The organism is Pseudomonas sp. efr-133-TYG-5 (assembly GCF_030209175.1).
Lineage (GTDB): Bacteria > Pseudomonadota > Gammaproteobacteria > Pseudomonadales > Pseudomonadaceae > Aquipseudomonas.
The window spans coordinates 1,555,639-1,572,389 of sequence record NZ_JARVSM010000001.1; the positions used below are offsets into that span (position 1 = coordinate 1,555,639).

Consider the following 16,751-nt stretch of genomic DNA (forward strand, 5'->3'; position numbering starts at 1 on the left):
ACTGCCTGACCGGCAGCTGCCTGCTTTAGAAGGATTTTGTTCCGGATGAGTTGTATTGATTCCCTGGCAACCCCCCTCAAGAAAACCCGTCATCAACTGCTCTACCTGATATATGGCAACCAGGATGTCTACCGCCGCGAGGCCAAGTTCAGCATCCTAACCGCCCTGTCGCAGGCCAAGACCGGCAAGCTGCCGGCGATCCGCATCCTCACCGACCGTCCGCAGGACTACGCCGGCTGGCCCGTCGACACCGTGCTGCTCGACGAGCCGACGCTGACCCGCTGGCAAGGGCAGAACGGCTACCACCATCGGCGCAAGGCCTGCGCGATCGCCGCCGGCCTGCAATTGGCCGAGAAAACCCTGTTCGTCGACACCGACACCTTGTTCACCAGCGACCCGAACAGCCTGTTCAGGTCCATCACTGACGAACAGGCGGTGATGGATCGCTTCGAATACGACTGGAAGGATGTCTACGAGCGCCCGGACTATCTGAAGCTCGCACGCGACCTGCGCGCCCACGGCGTCACCCCGGACAACGGTTTCAAGCTGTACAACAGCGGACTGTGCGGCATCACCGACCGCGACGGCGAGTTGCTGGCAGAGTCGATCCGCCTGATCGACGAATGGACCCTCGGCGGTTTCGAGATTCACACCATCGAACAGATCGCCCTGTCGTTCGCCATGCGCCGGCGCCCGGTGGTCGAAGCGCGCAAGCACGTCTATCACTATTTCGCCGAGAAGCGCTTCTTCCACGCGATGCAGGGATTTTTCTTCTCCCAGCACGGCGAGCAGTTCAGCCAGCGGCTGGTCGACCTGTGCCAGGACGTACCGCGGGTCAAACCGTTCCCGTCCGCCTGGCAGCGCCTGAAGATCAAATGGAAGCTGCGCCACCAGAGCGGCGCCCTGCGCAAGGTCGGTCGCGACCTGTTGTACGGCAGCGCTGCGCCGGAGCATCCGTACTACAGCGCCTGTCGCCATGAATGGTGGGAATGTGCCTCGCGCGAGATCCTGCGCTGGGACGAAAGCCGGCAGAAAAAACTCCTGGAACAGCAGCGCTGGCCACAGCAACTGCCGCGTCCGGACAAGCCGGAAGACGAAAGGCTGATCATGAACTACCTGAAAAAACGCGTGAACGCCGCTCGTTGAAACGCGCGCTGCATGTCATGCCCCAAGCATCAGGCCGATGCGTTAAACTCCCGCCCATTGCTGTCTGGAGCTTCTTATGCGCGAAGAGTTGAACCAAGGCCTGATCGACTTCCTCAAGGCCTCCCCTACCCCGTTCCACGCCACCGCCAGCCTCGTTCAGCGTCTGGAGGCCGCCGGTTATGTGCGCCTCGACGAGCGCGAGACATGGAACGTCGAAGCCAACGGTCGTTACTACGTCACCCGTAACGATTCCTCGATCGTCGCGATCAAAATGGGCCGTCATTCGCCGCTGCACGACGGCATTCGCCTGGTCGGTGCGCACACCGACAGCCCGTGCCTGCGGGTCAAGCCGCAACCGGAACTGCAACGCCAGGGCTTCTGGCAACTGGGTGTCGAAGTCTACGGCGGCGCGCTGCTGGCGCCGTGGTTCGACCGCGACCTGTCGCTGGCCGGGCGCGTCACCTTCCGGCGCGACGGCAAGGTCGAGAGCCAGTTGATCGACTTCAAGGCACCGATCGCGATCATTCCCAATCTGGCCATTCACCTCAACCGCGAAGCCAACCAGGGCTGGGCGATCAACGCGCAGACCGAACTGCCGCCGATCCTCGCGCAATTCGCCGGTGACGAGCGCGTGGATTTCCGCGCGGTGCTGACCGATCAACTGGCTCGCGAACACGGCCTCAACGCCGACGTGGTGCTGGATTACGAGCTGAGCTTCTACGACACGCAAAGCGCCGCGGTGATCGGCCTGCATGGCGATTTCATTGCCGGTGCGCGCCTCGACAACCTGCTGTCGTGCTACGCCGGCCTGCAGGCCCTGCTGACGGCCGAAACCGACGAAACCTGCGTGCTGGTGTGCAACGACCACGAAGAAGTCGGCTCCTGCTCGGCCTGCGGTGCCGACGGTCCGATGCTCGAGCAGACCCTGCGCCGCCTGCTGCCCGAAGGTGACGAGTTCGTGCGCACCATCCAGAAATCCCTGCTGGTGTCGGCGGACAACGCCCACGGCGTGCATCCCAACTACGCCGAGAAGCACGACGGCAACCACGGCCCGAAACTCAACGCCGGCCCGGTGATCAAGGTCAACAGCAACCAGCGCTACGCCACCAACAGTGAAACCGCCGGGTTCTTCCGTCACCTGTGCATGGCCGAAGAAGTGCCGGTGCAGAGCTTCGTGGTGCGCAGCGACATGGGTTGCGGCTCGACCATCGGCCCGATCACCGCCAGCCACCTGGGCGTGCGCACGGTCGACATCGGCCTGCCGACCTTCGCCATGCACTCGATCCGCGAGCTGTGCGGCAGCCATGACCTCAAGCACCTGGTCAAGGTGCTGAGCGCGTTCTACGCCTCCCGCGAGTTGCCCTGAAAGCTTCGCGAGCAGGCTCGCTACCGCTTTGGAATGCATTCCGAAGTGGCAGCGAGCCTGCGCGCGAAAGCGCCAGTCCAGAGCGCACATATTTCATCTCTGGGCTGACTCGATTCTGATACACATCAGAACGTCTCAAGCAAAACAGACCTAGACTTACATCATTCATTTCGACAAGGCAGTCTCCATGATCTCGATGTCTTCGTTCCACGCCATGCTCATTCCGATCCTGACCGGGATGATTCTGCTGGCCATCGGCTTCAACTTCCGCGACAAGAACGCCGGTGTCTTCGCCATGTGGATCGGCATGCTGATGATCCTCGCCACCGTGGTCTACAAGATCCTCGCCAAACTCAACGAATAATCCGCGCCCGGCTCGCATTGAACCGGGCGGGCTCGTACACTCGTTCGATCCGCCCCTTGCGAGGTTGTCCGCCTAGTGTTCGCTCGTCTTTTTGCCCTGCCCGCCGTGTTTCTTGTCTGTCTGATGACATTGCTGCCGCTGGCGCCTGCCCACGCGGTGGGTTTGCCGGGCCTGCTCAACAACTCGAGCACGACCCAGCCCGAGGCGCAGGAGCCGCTGGGCCAGTCGCTCGACGAAGTCATCAAGTCGCTGGAAAACGACAAGCAGCGGGCGCAGCTGCTGAGCGACCTGAAGAAGCTGCGCGATGCCACCAAAAAGGCCCAGGCCACGCCGGAAGAAGGCGTGCTCGGCCTGATCGGCGGCACCCTGGCCAGTTTCGAGAAACAGTTTTCCGGTGCCGACAGCCCGATTACCCGCTGGTCCGCCGAGTTCGACCTGGCCAAGGATGAACTGTCGGCGCTGATGCTCCCGGCCAGTGAATGGCTGCCGATCATCTTCGCCTTCGCAATGATCCTGATGGTCTGGAGCCTGCTGGCCGCCGCGCTGATCTGGCTCGGCCATCGGGTGCGCATGCGTTTCGGCCTCACCGAAGAACTGCCGCAGCACCCCAAGGCCCTGGACATGCTGCGCTTCGCCTTGCGCAAGCTCGGACCGTGGCTGATCGCCCTGGTGATGACCGTCTACATGAGTTATGTCCTGCCGTCATCGCTGGGCAAGAGCCTGGCGATGGTCCTGGCCTACGCGCTGGTGGTCGGCACCTGTTTCTCGGCGATCTGCGTCATCGCGTTCTCCCTGCTCGACGGTCCGCACCGCCATCGCGCGCTGTACATCCTGCGGCATCAGGCGTTCCGCCCGCTGTGGCTGATCGGCAGCTTCGCCGCATTCGGTGAGGCCCTGAACGATCCGCGCCTGGTCGAGAGCCTCGGCGTGCACCTGGCACACACCACCGCAACCATCACCAATGTCCTCGCGGCGCTGTTCACCGGCCTGTTCATCCTGCGTTTCCGCCGACCGATCGCACACCTGATCCGCAACCAGCCGCTGTCGCGGCGCCTGACCCGCCGCGCCCTCAGTGACACCATCGATATCCTCGGCACCTTCTGGTACGTGCCGGCGCTGGTGCTGGTCGGCATCTCGCTGTTCGCCACGTTCGTCTCTGCCGGCGATACCAGCACCGCGCTGCGCCAGTCGCTGATCTGCACGGTGTTGCTGGTGCTGTGCATGGTGATCAACGGTCTGGTGCGCCGGCATTCGCTGAAACCACAGCGCGGGCCGAAACGCCATGCGCTGTATTCCGAACGCCTGAAAAGCTTCTGCTACACCCTCGCCCACCTGCTGGTGTGGCTGGTGTTCATCGAACTGGGCCTGCGCGTCTGGGGCAAGTCGCTGATTGGTTTTGCCGAAGGCGAAGGCCATGACATCAGCGTCAAACTGTTCAGCCTGGTCGGTACGCTGATCTTCGCCTGGCTGGTGTGGATCCTCAGCGACACCGCCGTGCATCATGCCCTGACCCGCTCGCGCAAAGGCCTGGCCAACGCCCGCGCGCAAACGATGATGCCGCTGATCCGCAACGTGCTGTTCGTGGCGATTTTCATCATCGCGCTGATCGTCGCCCTGGCGAACATGGGCATGAACGTCACCCCGCTGCTGGCCGGTGCCGGTGTCATCGGCCTGGCCATCGGCTTCGGCGCGCAATCGCTGGTGGCGGACCTGATTACCGGGTTGTTCATCATCATCGAAGACTCGCTGGCCATCGACGACTACGTCGACGTCGGCGGCCACCTCGGCACCGTCGAGGGCCTGACCATTCGCACCGTGCGCCTGCGCGATATCGACGGCATCGTGCATACCATTCCGTTCAGCGAAATCAAGAGCATCAAGAACTACTCGCGGGAATTCGGCTACGCGATTTTCCGCGTGGCGGTGCCGTACAACATGGAAATCGACGACGCAATCAAACTGATGCGCGAAGTCGGGCAGAAAATGCGTACCGATCCGCTGCAACGGCGCAACATCTGGTCGCCGCTGGAGATCCAGGGCGTGGAAAGCTTCGAGTCCGGCAGCGCGATCCTGCGCGCACGTTTCAAGACGGCGCCGATCAAACAGTGGGAAGTATCCCGCGCCTTCAACCTGTCGCTCAAACGCCATCTCGACGAGGCCGGGCTGGACCTGGCCACGCCGCGCATGAGTGTGCAAGTGATCACCGCCGGTGGTGGCCAGCCGAAGGAATAGCACCTGGGCATGGCATCGCGGTCACAGGCAGGGAGCCAGAACAACAATAACCATGGAGAGATCCGATGCAACTGACACGCATGGCCCAGACCGTTGTGTTCACCTTGCTCGCCGGCAACGCCAGCGCCGCCACAATGGACAGCACCCGCGAGCAGATCGCCGCTCAGGCCAAGGCCCTGGAGCCGCAGCTGCTGGAGACGCGCCGCGACATCCACGCCCACCCGGAACTGGGCAACAGCGAAAAACGCACGGCTGACCTGGTGGCCAGGCAACTGCAAGCCATGGGGCTGGAGGTCAAAACCGGCGTCGCTCGCACCGGCGTGGTCGCCTTGCTCAAGGGCGCCCTGCCCGGCCCGACCGTCGCCTTGCGCGCAGACATGGACGCCTTGCCGGTCAAGGAAGTCGCCGACCTGCCGTTCGCCTCCAAAGCCAAGGGCACCTACCTCGGCAAGGAAGTTGACGTGATGCACGCCTGCGGCCACGACGCCCACACCGCGATCCTGCTCAGCGCGTCGAAAATCCTCAGCGGCATGCGCGACACCCTGCCCGGCACCGTGGTGTTCTATTTCCAGCCCGCCGAAGAAGGCCCGAGCGACTTCATCCCCGATGGCAAGAACACCTGGGGCGCGAAAATGATGGTGCAGGAAGGCGTGATGCAAGCACCGAAACCCGACGCAGTGTTCGGCCTGCACGTCTGGGCTGGCGTCCCCGCCGGCCAGATCGCCTACCGCCCCGGCCCGACCCTGGCCAGCTCCGACGACCTGCGCATCAAAATCCTCGGCAAACAGACCCACGCCGGCCGCCCCTGGGACGGCATCGACCCGATCACCGTCGGCGCACAGACCATCGTCGGCCTGCAAACCGTGGTCAGCCGCCGCACCGACATCTCGTCCTTTCCCTCGGTGGTCAGCATCGGCACCATCAACGGCGGCACCCGCTACAACATCATTCCCGAATCCGTGGACATGAGCGGCACCATCCGCTCCTACGATTACGGCATCCGCCAGAAACTGCACACCGACGTGCGCCAGACCATCGAAAAAATCGCCGAAAGCGGCGGCGCGAAAGCCGACGTCACCATCATCGAAAAATACGACCCGACCATCAACAACCCGGCCCTGACCGAAAAAATGCTGCCGACGTTGAAGTGGGCGGCCAAGGATGATGTGGTGAATGCACCGCTGGTGGGTGGTGCGGAAGACTTTTCATTCTTCGCCAAGGAGGTGCCCGGGCTGTTCGTATTCCTCGGCGTCACGCCACGGGACCAGGACATCAGCAAAGCTGCACCGAACCATAATCCCGGGTTCTTCGTCGATGAGTCGGCGCTGGTGGTAGGCGTGAGGACGATGGCGTCGTTGGCGACGGACTATCTGTATGCCCATTCCGGGACGGGCAAGTAGAGATGAAGTGAGAGTGGGGGCGCCTTCGCGAGCAGGCTCGCTCCCACATTTGACCGTGTGCAGCCTGTCAGAAACAGGTCGGCTGTCAGGCCGCCATCGCGAGCAGGCTCACTCCTGCAGAAAAGCAAAAGCCGACCGCAGGCTCTTCACCACTCAAATGGCCGAGTGTCAGCTCGCCGAAAGCTCTTGATCTTGCCGCACCGGCCCGTCGGCAGGCTGAGCGGCGGGATTGATCCGGGGGTGGGAGCGAAGTCGAACACATCGAGAGGAGGCCTGGTCGGCACAGAGGCCGCCAAGGGCAAACCCTCAAACAACATCAACCCCGACATGAATCGCATCGTGCCGCCAGAACTCCAGATCACAATCGATCAACCGCTCATGCTGATCGTAATTGACCCGCGCAATCCGCAACCCCGGACTCCCCACCGACACCCGCAACGCAGCCGCCGCGTCCACTGACAGCGAGGTCGGCACGATCTCGAAGCGCACCCGCCCGTAATGCAGATCGAAATGCCGCGCATACAGTTCGGTAATCGACTGATTCAAATCGAACTCGAGAATCCCCGGAAAATACTGCGGGTTCAGATAGTGCTCCACGTACAGCACCAGCCGCCCGTCGATGCGCCGCGAGCGGCAGATCTGAATCACGCTCGACAACGCCGGCAACTGCAACCACGCACACACCGCCGCCGACGCCGGCTGCAGGCGCGCCGAAATCACCTCGGTCGAGGGCACCCGCCCCTGGGCACTGACCATGGCGTGAAAGTGGCTGCGCTGCATCAGGTTGTAGGCCAGCCGCGGCGGCGACACAAACCAGCCACGGCGCTCCTCGCGATAGATCTGGCCCTGGGCCTCCAGTTGCAGCAACGCCTCGCGCACCGTAATCCGGGTCGTACCGAACAACTCACTGAGCTTGCGCTCGGCCGGCAATTTGCTGCCAGGCGCCAGCAGACCGTGGTCGAGCTGTTCCTGCAGCACCTGGCCAATGGCTGTCACCGCTTTGGTTGCCTCATCGCGCATCAACGTTACCTATCTGGACTAGACCAGCACTGTTTCGGGGCAAAAGCGCACAACGGTCGAGCCGTCTGCTGGTGTTGCAAGCCTAGGCAGTGCAGATGACCGAGAGATGACAAAACCTCCCAACGGTCGCTTCAAGAACTTGCAATACATCGGCCAAGTCCCTTGCCAGGCGGGGCTTTGCGCATGGTCTACGCTTAGCGGGCACCTCTCGAAACCGGGCGAATAAAAGGCCTGCCGGGCGATCACCGACATCAAAGTGTCATCCAGTCCCCTTAAATTGGCTCAGGTATTGCTGACCTAGACCAACACAAACCGCAATCGCAGCGTTGAACACGACCCAAGGAGCTTCGGAATGAAACAGCTTTTCCTGGCATCACTGTTAGGCTCGACCATTGCAATGTGCACCGCCGCCATGGCGGCAGACGATCTGAAAACCCTCGAAGCCGCCGCGAAAGCGGAAGGCGCCGTCAACAGCGTCGGCATGCCCGATGACTGGGCCAACTGGAAAGGCACCTGGGACGATCTGGCCAAGACATACGGCCTGAAACACATCGACACCGACATGAGTTCGGCCCAGGAAATCGCCAAGTTCGCCGCTGAAAAAGACAACGCCACCGCCGACATCGGCGACGTCGGCGCAGCTTTCGGTCCGATTGCGGTCAAGCAAGGCGTGGTGCAACCGTACAAGCCGAGCACCTGGGCACAAGTCCCGGACTGGGCCAAGGACAAGGACGGCAACTGGGCGCTGGCCTACACCGGCACCATCGCCTTCATCGTCAACAAGAAGCTGCTGCACGGCTCCGAAGTACCGACCAAGTGGGCTGACCTCAAGGGCGGCAAATACAAGGTCTCCATCGGTGACGTGAGCACCGCCGCGCAAGCTGCCAACGGCGTATTGGCCGCAGCCCTGGCCAACGGTGGCGACGAGAAGAACATCCAGCCGGCCCTGCTGCTGTTCGCTGACATCGCCAAGCAGGGTCGCCTGTCGATGGCCAACCCGACCATCGCCACCATGGAAAAAGGCGAAATCGAAGTCGGCGTGGTCTGGGACTTCAACGGCCTGAGCTACAAGGCCAAGATGGCCAACCCGGATGACTACGTGGTGCTGATTCCGTCCGACGGCTCGGTGATTTCCGGCTACACCACCATCATCAACAAATACGCGAAAAACCCGAACGCCGCCAAGCTGACCCGCGAATACATCTTCAGCGACGCCGGCCAGACCAACCTGGCGCGCGGCAACGCCCGGCCGATCCGCGCCGAGCACCTGCAACTGCCGGAAGACGTCAAGGCCAAGCTGCTGCCGAACGAGCAGTACAAGAAGGTCACCCCGATCAAGGACGCCGATGCGTGGGAAAAGACCTCCAAGGCCCTGCCGCAGAAGTGGAACGAAGAAGTCATCGTCGAGATGAAGTAAGGCGACGAATCACCATAGTGTGATTGGTCGAAGCCCCAAATGTGGGAGCGAGCCTGCTCGCGAAGACGGTATCTCGGTCAACATCATTGTTGAATGATCCACCGCTTTCGCGAGCAGGCCCGCTCCCACAGGGGATCCAGGTGGAATCTGAAATTTCCTGTTTTCGCGGAGTTCTTGCCCCTATGAAGCACAACGTCATCCTTGTCGTGCTCGACGGCCTCAACTTTCAGGTCGCCCGGCACGCCATGGGGCATCTGCAGGCTTACGTTGGCGCAGGACGCGCCGCGCTCTACCAGTTGGAGTGCGAACTGCCGGCCCTGTCCCGACCGCTCTACGAGTGCATCCTCACCGGCGTGAAGCCAATCGACAGCGGCATCGTCCACAACAATGTCGCGCGCCTGTCCAACCAGCGCAGCATCTATCACTACGCACGCGACGCCGGGCTGAAAACCGCGGCGGCGGCCTATCACTGGGTCAGCGAACTGTACAACCGCTCGCCGTTCGTGGCGGCGCGCGACCGGCATACCGATGACCCGCAACTGCCGATCCAGCACGGACATTTCTACTGGACCGACCACTACCCGGATTCGCATCTGTTCGCCGACGCGGAACACCTGCGCCTGCGCCACGCCCCGGATTTTCTCCTGATCCACCCGATGAACATCGACGACGCCGGGCACAAGCACGGCCTCGACACCGCGCAGTACCGCAACAGTGCGCGCAGCGCCGACATCATTCTCGCCGACTACCTGCAAGGCTGGCTCGACGCCGGTTACCAGGTGCTGGTGACCGCCGACCACGGCATGAACAACGACCGCTCGCACAACGGCCTGCTGCCGGAAGAACGCCAGGTGCCGCTGTTCGTGCTCGGTGACGCGTTCAGCCTGAGTGCCGACGCCGCGCCGAAACAGACCGACCTCTGCGGCACCGTCTGCGAACTGCTTGGCGTGCCCCACGACAAACCTGTGTGCCGGGAGTTGCTCAAGTGAATGCCATGACTCGCGGCAAATGGCTGGCGGCCCTGTGCCTGGTGCCGTTCGCCCTGTTCTTCATCGTCTTCGAAATCGCCCCGCTGATCTGGGTGATGATCAACAGCCTGCAATCGGAGGAGTCCGGCTGGGGCCTGGCCAACTTCAGCCGGATCTTCAGTTCGAAGTTCTACCTGCAAGCGATCCAGTACAGCCTCGAAATCAGCTTCTGGTCGAGCGTGTTCGGCATCGTCATCGCCGTGCTCGGCGCCTACTCATTGCGCCGGGTCGACTCGAAGCTGCGCAACTTCGTCAACGCCTTCGCCAACATGACCAGCAACTTCGCCGGCGTGCCCCTGGCCTTCGCGTTCATCATCCTGCTCGGGTTCAACGGCAGCATCACCATCATGCTCAAGCAGGCGGGGATCATCGAGGACTTCAACCTGTACTCGAAAACCGGCCTGATCCTGCTCTACACCTACTTCCAGATCCCGCTCGGCGTGCTCCTGCTCTACCCAGCCTTCGACGCCCTGCGCGAAGACTGGCGCGAATCGGCGGCACTGCTCGGCGCCGACGGCTGGCAGTTCTGGCGCCATATCGGCCTGCCGGTGCTGACCCCGGCGCTGCTCGGTACCTTCGTGATCCTGCTGGCCAACGCCCTCGGCGCCTACGCCACGGTCTACGCGCTGACCACCGGCAACTTCAACGTGCTGCCGATCCGTATCGCGGCGATGGTGTCCGGCGATATCTCCCTCGATCCGAACCTGGCCAGTGCCCTGGCCGTGGTGCTGGTGGCGCTGATGACCCTCGTCACTGTCGTGCATCAATTGCTGTTGAAGAGGAGCTACCATGTCTCGCGCTGAATCCGGCCCGGCCGGCGTCTACCACCGCGTCGTGGTCTACCTGCTGTTCGCCATCCTGCTGCTGCCACTGGTGGGCACGCTGATCTATTCGATTGCCAGCAGTTGGTCGGCGACCATCCTGCCCAGCGGCTTCACCTTCAAGTGGTACCTGCAGTTGTGGAGCGACCCGCGCTTCCTGCACGCCTTCGGCCAGTCGCTGCTGGTGTGTGTCGGTGCGCTGGTGCTGTCAGTGGTGCTGATCCTGCCGCTGCTGTTCGTGGTGCACTACCACTTCCCGAAACTCGATGCGCTGATGAACATCCTGATCCTGCTGCCCTTCGCCGTGCCGCCGGTGGTGTCGTCGGTGGGGCTGCTGCAGCTCTACGGTTCCGGACCGCTGGCGATGGTCGGTACGCCGTGGATCCTGATCGGTTGCTACTTCACCGTGGCGCTGCCGTTCATGTACCGGGCGATCACCAACAACCTGCAGGCGATCAACCTGCGCGACCTGATGGACGCCGCGCAACTGCTCGGTGCCAGTACCTTCCAGGCGGCGTTCCTGGTGGTCCTGCCGAACCTGCGCAAGGGCCTGATGGTGGCGTTGCTGCTGTCCTTCTCTTTCCTGTTCGGCGAGTTCGTGTTTGCCAATATCCTCGTCGGCACCCGCTACGAAACCCTGCAGGTCTACCTCAACAACATGCGTAACAGCAGTGGCCACTTCACCAGTGCGCTGGTGATTTCCTACTTCTTTTTTGTGCTGGTCCTGACCTGGGTCGCCAACATCTTGAACAAGGACAAAAGCGAATGAGCTATGTCAGCGTCCAACATCTGCAGAAGAACTACGCGGGCACCACGGTGTTCAGCGACATCAACTGCGAGATCAACAAGGGTGAATTCGTCACCCTGCTCGGCCCGTCCGGTTGCGGCAAATCCACCCTGCTGCGCTGCATCGCCGGCCTGACGCCGGTCGATGGCGGCAAGATTCTCCTCGATGGCGTCGACATCGTGCCGCTGACGCCGCAGAAACGCGGCATTGGCATGGTGTTCCAGAGCTATGCGCTGTTCCCCAACATGACCGTCGAGCAGAACGTCGCCTTCGGCCTGCGCATGCAGAAGGTCAACGCCGACGACAGCCACAAGCGGGTCAGCGACGTGTTGAAACTGGTTGAACTCAACGATTTCGCCAGCCGCTATCCGCACCAGCTCTCCGGCGGTCAGTGCCAGCGCGTCGCCCTCGCCCGCTCACTGGTCACTCGCCCACGCCTGTTGCTGCTGGACGAACCGCTGTCGGCCCTCGATGCACGGATTCGCAAGCACCTGCGCGAACAGATCCGGCAGATCCAGCGCGAGCTGGGTCTGACGACGATTTTCGTCACCCACGATCAGGAAGAAGCCTTGACCATGTCCGACCGGATTTTCCTGATGAACCAAGGGAAAATCGTTCAGAGCGGCGACGCCGAAACCCTCTACACCGCCCCGGTCGATGTGTTCGCCGCCGGTTTTATCGGCAACTACAACCTGCTCGATCCCGACAGCGCGTCGAAGCTGCTGCAACGGCCGGTCAACCACCGCATTGCGATTCGTCCGGAAGCCATCGAGCTGAGTCTCGACGGCGAACTCGATGCGCAGATCCGCAGCCACAGCCTGCTCGGTAACGTCATCCGCTACCGCGTCGAGGCGCGCGGGGTGGAACTGGTCGTGGACGTGCTCAACCGCTCGGCGGCGGATCTGCACCCCGACGGTCAGCGCCTGGCGCTTTCCATCGATCCGACGGCCCTGTGCGAAGTGGCTTGAGAGCAGCTGCACGCTTCGAGCTGCGAGCCTCAAGCTGTAGACTGCGGCGAAACCTGATTCCAATTCTTGCAGCTCGAAGCTTGTAGCTCGCAGCTGTTCTCGGAGAGAACCGATGGCTTTGGCAATTTTTGATCTGGACGAAACCCTCATCCACGGCGACTGCGCCACCCTCTGGAGCGAGCAGATGGGGCGCCTGGGCTGGGTCGATCCCGAGTCGTTCATGCGCAGGAACAACGAGCTGATGGACGCCTACAGCCATGGCAAGTTGCGCATGGAAGACTACATGGACTTCAGCCTCGAGCCGCTGATCGGACGCACCCCGGAAGAAGTCGAGCACCTGGTCGGGCCGTGGGTCGAAGACTTCATCGAACCGATCATCTTCAGTGACGCGACGAAAACCATCGCCGCCCACCGCAAGGCCGGCGACCGCATTCTGGTGATCTCGGCCTCGGGCACGCACCTGGTCAAGCCGATTGCCGACCGCCTCGGCATCGATGAAGTGCTGGGCATTGAACTGGACGTGGCGCATGGCGTGTACAGCGGCCACACCGTCGGCACTCTGACCTACCGCGAAGGCAAGATCACCCGCCTGCTGGAATGGCTGGATGCCGAAGAGGAAAACCTCGAGGGCGCAAGCTTCTATTCCGATTCACGCAACGACCTGCCGCTGCTGCTGAAGGTGGACTACCCGCACGTGGTCAATCCGGATCCGGTGCTGCGCGAGCACGCCGAAAACGCCGGCTGGCCGATCCATCTCTGGAAATAAAAGCAAAAGATCGCCGCCGCCGGCAGTCTGCATCGGGATGGTGTGTTCCCCGTGGGAGCTATCGGCGGCGGCGATCTTTTGCGCTTGTCGGTCCAATCAACTCAGACTGTCGTCAATCACCAGCACCACCTTCCCCGCCACTGTGTTGCTCGCCAGTTCGGCGAACGCTGCCTCGGCGTCCTTGATGGCGAACGTCCTGGCCAGTTGCGGTTTCAGGCGTCCTTCGGCGAACAGCGGCCAGACGTGCTGGCTGAGGTCACTGAACAGATCGGCCTTGAACTGATCGTCACGGCTGCGCAACGTCGACCCCAGCAACTGCACGCGCTTGGCCAGCACCTGGGCCAGATCCAGGTTCGCCTCGCGGCCGCCCATCAGGCCGATCAGTACCCAACGACCATCCTGCGCCAGCAGCTTGAGATTCAACGCCGCGTAATTGCCGCCGACGGGGTCGAGGATCACGTCGAACGGTCCGAAGTCGCGCAGGCTGTCGAGGTCGCCGCTGCGCACCACCCCGCCCTGCGCGCCTAGAGCCTCGCAGTAACGCAACCGCTCGGCGGAACCGACGCTGACCCAGCACGGATTGCCGAACGCCTTGCACAGCTGAATGGCGGCTGAACCGATGCCACTTGCCCCGGCATGCAGAAGAACCTTCTCACCCGGCTTGAGCGCAGCAAGTTGAAATACATTGAGCCAGACGGTGGCATACACCTCGGGCAGCGCCGCGGCCTCAACCAGCGACACGCCCTCCGGGACCGGCAGCACATGCCGTCCGTCGACGACCACTTCTTCGGCCATCCCGCCCCCGGCCAGCAAGGCGCAAACCCGATCACCGACCTGCCACGAGGACCCGGCGCCGACCTCGCTGATCACCCCGGAACACTCCAGACCGAGCACCTGGCTGGCCCCGGGAGGCGGCGGATAAAGCCCGGCTTTCTGTAATAAATCGGCGCGATTGAGGCCGGCTGCCGCCACTCGAATGCGAACTTGTCCTACATCGCATGTAGGACTCGGCTCTTCAACCCATGCCACTTGACCTTCAACGCCTTGCAATGCCTTCACACTGCCTCCATAGTGAGTCTGGACTGAGCCCGAAGCTATAGCGCCGGGCTTTTTGCATTATGCGACCGGCCCTGGGGTCTGTGGGAAAACTCAACGGCAGTTTTCTTGCAGAGCGTGGAGGTACCGGCGACTTCAAAGACGGCCTAATATGCGTTATCAATTGTCCCCGCGTCGAATCAGCATGAAGCATCTGCTCCCCAGCACCGCCCTCGCTCTTTTCATCGGTATCGGTCTCATGCCGGTGTCGGGCAACACATTCGCAGCCAACAGCTGGGACAAGTTGCAGCCTGATCGCGACGAAGTGATCGCCAGTCTGAACGTCGTCGAACTGCTCAAGCGTCACCACTACAGCAAGCCGCCGCTCGATGATGCCCGCTCGGTGATCATCTACGACAGCTACATCAAGCTGCTGGACCCGTCGCGCAGCTACTTCATGGCCAGCGACATCGCCGAATTCGACAAGTGGAAGACCCAGTTCGACGACTTCCTCAAGAGCGGCGACCTCAACGCCGGGTTCACCATCTACAAGCGCTATCTGGACCGCGTCAAGGCGCGCCTGGACTTTGCCCTTGCCGAGCTGAACAAGGGCGTCGACAAGATGGACTTCACCACCAAGGAAACCTTGCTGATCGATCGCAAGGACGCCCCTTGGCTCAAATCCACCGCGGAACTCGACGACCTGTGGCGCAAACGCGTCAAGGACGAAGTCCTGCGGCAGAAGATCGCCGGCAAGGATTCCAAGCAGATCCAGGAAACCCTGACCAAGCGCTACAAGAACCAGTTGGCGCGCCTGGACCAGACCCGCGCGGAAGACATCTTCCAGGCGTACATCAACACCTTCGCCATGTCCTACGACCCGCACACCAACTATCTGTCGCCGGATAACGCGGAGAACTTCGACATCAACATGAGCCTGTCCCTGGAGGGCATCGGCGCTGTGTTGCAGAGCGACAACGACCAGGTGAAAGTCGTGCGTCTGGTGCCGGCCGGCCCGGCCGACAAGACCAAGCAGGTGGCCCCGGCCGACAAGATCATCGGCGTTGCCCAGGGCAACAAAGAGATGGTCGACGTGGTCGGCTGGCGCCTGGACGAAGTGGTCAAGCTGATCCGCGGCCCGAAAGGCACCGTGGTCCGCCTGGAAGTCATCCCGGCAAGCAATGCGCCGAGCGACCAGACCAGCAAGATCGTGTCGATCACCCGTGAAGCGGTGAAGCTCGAAGACCAGGCCGTGAAGAAATCCGTGCTGAACCTGAAACAGGACGGCAAGGACTACAAGCTCGGCGTCATCGAGATCCCGGCCTTCTATCTCGACTTCAAGGCTTTCCGTGCCGGCGATCCGGACTACAAGAGCACCACCCGCGACGTCAAGAAGCTGCTGACCGAACTGCAGAAAGAGAAAGTCGACGGCGTGGTCATCGACCTGCGCAACAACGGCGGCGGTTCCCTGCAGGAAGCCACCGAGCTGACCAGCCTGTTCATCGACAAGGGCCCGACCGTACTCGTGCGTAATGCCGATGGCCGTGTCGACGTGCTGGAAGATGAAAACCCAGGGGCGTTCTACAAGGGCCCGATGGCGCTGCTGGTCAACCGCCTTTCCGCATCGGCTTCGGAGATCTTCGCCGGCGCCATGCAGGACTACCACCGTGCGCTGATCATCGGCGGCCAGACCTTCGGCAAAGGCACTGTGCAGACCATCCAGCCGCTGAACCATGGCGAGCTGAAACTGACGCTGGCCAAGTTCTACCGGGTTTCCGGCCAGAGCACCCAGCACCAAGGCGTACTGCCGGACATCGACTACCCGTCGCTGATCGACACCAAGGAAATCGGTGAGAGCGCCCTGCCGGAAGCCATGCCGTGGGACACCATCAAAGCCGCGATCAAACCGGCGGTCGACCCGTTCAAGCCGTACCTGGCGCAACTCAAGGCCGAACACGATACGCGCAGCGCCAAGGACGCGGAGTTCGTCTTCATCCGTGACAAACTGGCCCTGGCGCAAAAGCTGCTCGAAGAAAAAACCGTCAGCCTCAATGAAGCCGAGCGTCGTGCCCAGCACGCCGACATCGACGCCAAGCAACTGGTGATGGAGAACATCCGTCGCAAAGCCAAAGGCGAAGAACCGCTCAAAGAGCTGAAGAAAGAAGACGAAGACGCACTTGCCGCTGCCGAGCCAGACAAGGTCAAGCCAGAAGACGACGCCTACCTGAGCGAAACCGGGCGCGTCCTGCTCGATTACCTGAAGCTGAGCAATCAGGTGGCCAAGAAGTAAGGTGATGGCAATTTAATGCTGACGATCCCCGGATCGTCATCAAACAGTCATCATTCTGTCGTGCAATAAAGGACTGGGAGCGGATCTCTTCATCGAGAGCGCTCCCAGTCC

At 62.0% G+C, this 16,751-nt stretch carries 14 protein-coding genes; 12 read left to right on the forward strand and 2 right to left on the reverse strand.

The genetic code is table 11. From position 1 onward, the window contains the following. Positions 1-45: 45 nt before the first annotated feature. The 5 genes from QRN70_RS06980 (at position 46) to QRN70_RS07000 (ending at position 6,508) form a co-directional block, all read left to right on the forward strand. Entirely contained in the window at positions 46-1,146 is a 1,101-nt protein-coding gene (locus QRN70_RS06980; RefSeq protein WP_285416585.1) for a hypothetical protein, read from the forward strand. A gap of 76 nt (positions 1,147-1,222) precedes the next feature. Continuing rightward, positions 1,223-2,512: a M18 family aminopeptidase gene (locus QRN70_RS06985; RefSeq protein ID WP_285416586.1), complete on the forward strand. Its 1,290-nt coding sequence runs from the start codon at positions 1,223-1,225 to the stop codon at positions 2,510-2,512. A 187-nt stretch (positions 2,513-2,699) separates the two neighbouring features. Beyond that, positions 2,700-2,876 carry a hypothetical protein gene (locus tag QRN70_RS06990; RefSeq protein ID WP_201148638.1) on the forward strand — a complete coding sequence of 59 codons (177 nt, stop codon included), beginning with the start codon at positions 2,700-2,702 and terminating at the stop codon, positions 2,874-2,876. A 75-nt stretch (positions 2,877-2,951) separates the two neighbouring features. After that, complete coding sequence (locus QRN70_RS06995) at positions 2,952-5,108, forward strand: mechanosensitive ion channel family protein (protein WP_285416589.1); 2,157 nt, start codon at positions 2,952-2,954, stop codon at positions 5,106-5,108. A 65-nt stretch (positions 5,109-5,173) separates the two neighbouring features. After that, entirely contained in the window at positions 5,174-6,508 is a 1,335-nt protein-coding gene (locus QRN70_RS07000; protein WP_285416590.1) for an amidohydrolase, read from the forward strand. A 306-nt stretch (positions 6,509-6,814) separates the two neighbouring features. On the opposite strand, the gene QRN70_RS07005 is transcribed toward QRN70_RS07000, so the two are convergent. Then, the gene (locus QRN70_RS07005) at positions 6,815-7,528 is read right to left on the reverse strand and encodes a UTRA domain-containing protein (protein WP_285416591.1); all 714 of its coding nucleotides are present in this window, start codon (positions 7,526-7,528) and stop codon (positions 6,815-6,817) included. 352 nt (positions 7,529-7,880) lie between these two features. On the opposite strand from QRN70_RS07005, the gene QRN70_RS07010 reads away from it, so the two are divergent. The 6 genes from QRN70_RS07010 to QRN70_RS07035 all read left to right on the forward strand — a co-directional run bounded on the left by QRN70_RS07010 (position 7,881) and on the right by QRN70_RS07035 (position 13,315). Further along, the gene (locus tag QRN70_RS07010) at positions 7,881-8,945 is read left to right on the forward strand and encodes an ABC transporter substrate-binding protein (protein WP_285416592.1); all 1,065 of its coding nucleotides are present in this window, start codon (positions 7,881-7,883) and stop codon (positions 8,943-8,945) included. A 182-nt stretch (positions 8,946-9,127) separates the two neighbouring features. Continuing rightward, complete coding sequence (locus QRN70_RS07015; protein WP_285416594.1) at positions 9,128-9,934, forward strand: alkaline phosphatase family protein; 807 nt, start codon at positions 9,128-9,130, stop codon at positions 9,932-9,934. 5 nt (positions 9,935-9,939) lie between these two features. After that, complete coding sequence (locus QRN70_RS07020) at positions 9,940-10,776, forward strand: ABC transporter permease (protein ID WP_285418041.1); 837 nt, start codon at positions 9,940-9,942, stop codon at positions 10,774-10,776. Continuing rightward, positions 10,763-11,563: an ABC transporter permease gene (locus QRN70_RS07025; RefSeq protein ID WP_285416596.1), complete on the forward strand. Its 801-nt coding sequence runs from the start codon at positions 10,763-10,765 to the stop codon at positions 11,561-11,563. Before QRN70_RS07020 ends, QRN70_RS07025 begins: the two co-directional genes overlap by 14 nt. Beyond that, entirely contained in the window at positions 11,560-12,549 is a 990-nt protein-coding gene (locus QRN70_RS07030; protein WP_285416598.1) for an ABC transporter ATP-binding protein, read from the forward strand. The genes QRN70_RS07025 and QRN70_RS07030 overlap by 4 nt, the downstream gene beginning before the upstream one ends. A gap of 112 nt (positions 12,550-12,661) precedes the next feature. Beyond that, entirely contained in the window at positions 12,662-13,315 is a 654-nt protein-coding gene (locus tag QRN70_RS07035) for an HAD family hydrolase (protein WP_285416600.1), read from the forward strand. Between the two features lie 96 nt (positions 13,316-13,411). On the opposite strand, the gene QRN70_RS07040 is transcribed toward QRN70_RS07035, so the two are convergent. Next, a complete protein-coding gene (locus QRN70_RS07040; protein WP_285416601.1) occupies positions 13,412-14,374 on the reverse strand; it encodes a zinc-binding dehydrogenase in 963 nt (320 codons plus the stop codon). Positions 14,375-14,555: 181 nt separating this feature from the next. Between QRN70_RS07040 and QRN70_RS07045 the strand changes: the two genes are divergently transcribed. Continuing rightward, positions 14,556-16,640: a carboxy terminal-processing peptidase gene (locus QRN70_RS07045; RefSeq protein WP_285416602.1), complete on the forward strand. Its 2,085-nt coding sequence runs from the start codon at positions 14,556-14,558 to the stop codon at positions 16,638-16,640. Positions 16,641-16,751 lie beyond the last annotated feature (111 nt).

Excerpts from the sequence above, each read along its gene's own strand:
- QRN70_RS06980 (WP_285416585.1), top strand. The coding sequence starts at position 46 with ATGAGTTGTATTGATTCCCTGGCAACCCCCCTCAAGAAAACCCGTCAT.
- QRN70_RS06985 (WP_285416586.1), top strand. The coding sequence starts at position 1,223 with ATGCGCGAAGAGTTGAACCAAGGCCTGATCGACTTCCTCAAGGCCTCC.
- QRN70_RS06990 (WP_201148638.1), top strand. The coding sequence starts at position 2,700 with ATGATCTCGATGTCTTCGTTCCACGCCATGCTCATTCCGATCCTGACC.
- QRN70_RS07000 (WP_285416590.1), top strand. The coding sequence starts at position 5,174 with ATGCAACTGACACGCATGGCCCAGACCGTTGTGTTCACCTTGCTCGCC.
- QRN70_RS07005 (WP_285416591.1), bottom strand. The coding sequence starts at position 7,528 with ATGCGCGATGAGGCAACCAAAGCGGTGACAGCCATTGGCCAGGTGCTG.
- QRN70_RS07010 (WP_285416592.1), top strand. The coding sequence starts at position 7,881 with ATGAAACAGCTTTTCCTGGCATCACTGTTAGGCTCGACCATTGCAATG.
- QRN70_RS07015 (WP_285416594.1), top strand. The coding sequence starts at position 9,128 with ATGAAGCACAACGTCATCCTTGTCGTGCTCGACGGCCTCAACTTTCAG.
- QRN70_RS07020 (WP_285418041.1), top strand. The coding sequence starts at position 9,940 with ATGACTCGCGGCAAATGGCTGGCGGCCCTGTGCCTGGTGCCGTTCGCC.
- QRN70_RS07025 (WP_285416596.1), top strand. The coding sequence starts at position 10,763 with ATGTCTCGCGCTGAATCCGGCCCGGCCGGCGTCTACCACCGCGTCGTG.
- QRN70_RS07030 (WP_285416598.1), top strand. The coding sequence starts at position 11,560 with ATGAGCTATGTCAGCGTCCAACATCTGCAGAAGAACTACGCGGGCACC.
- QRN70_RS07035 (WP_285416600.1), top strand. The coding sequence starts at position 12,662 with ATGGCTTTGGCAATTTTTGATCTGGACGAAACCCTCATCCACGGCGAC.
- QRN70_RS07045 (WP_285416602.1), top strand. The coding sequence starts at position 14,556 with ATGAAGCATCTGCTCCCCAGCACCGCCCTCGCTCTTTTCATCGGTATC.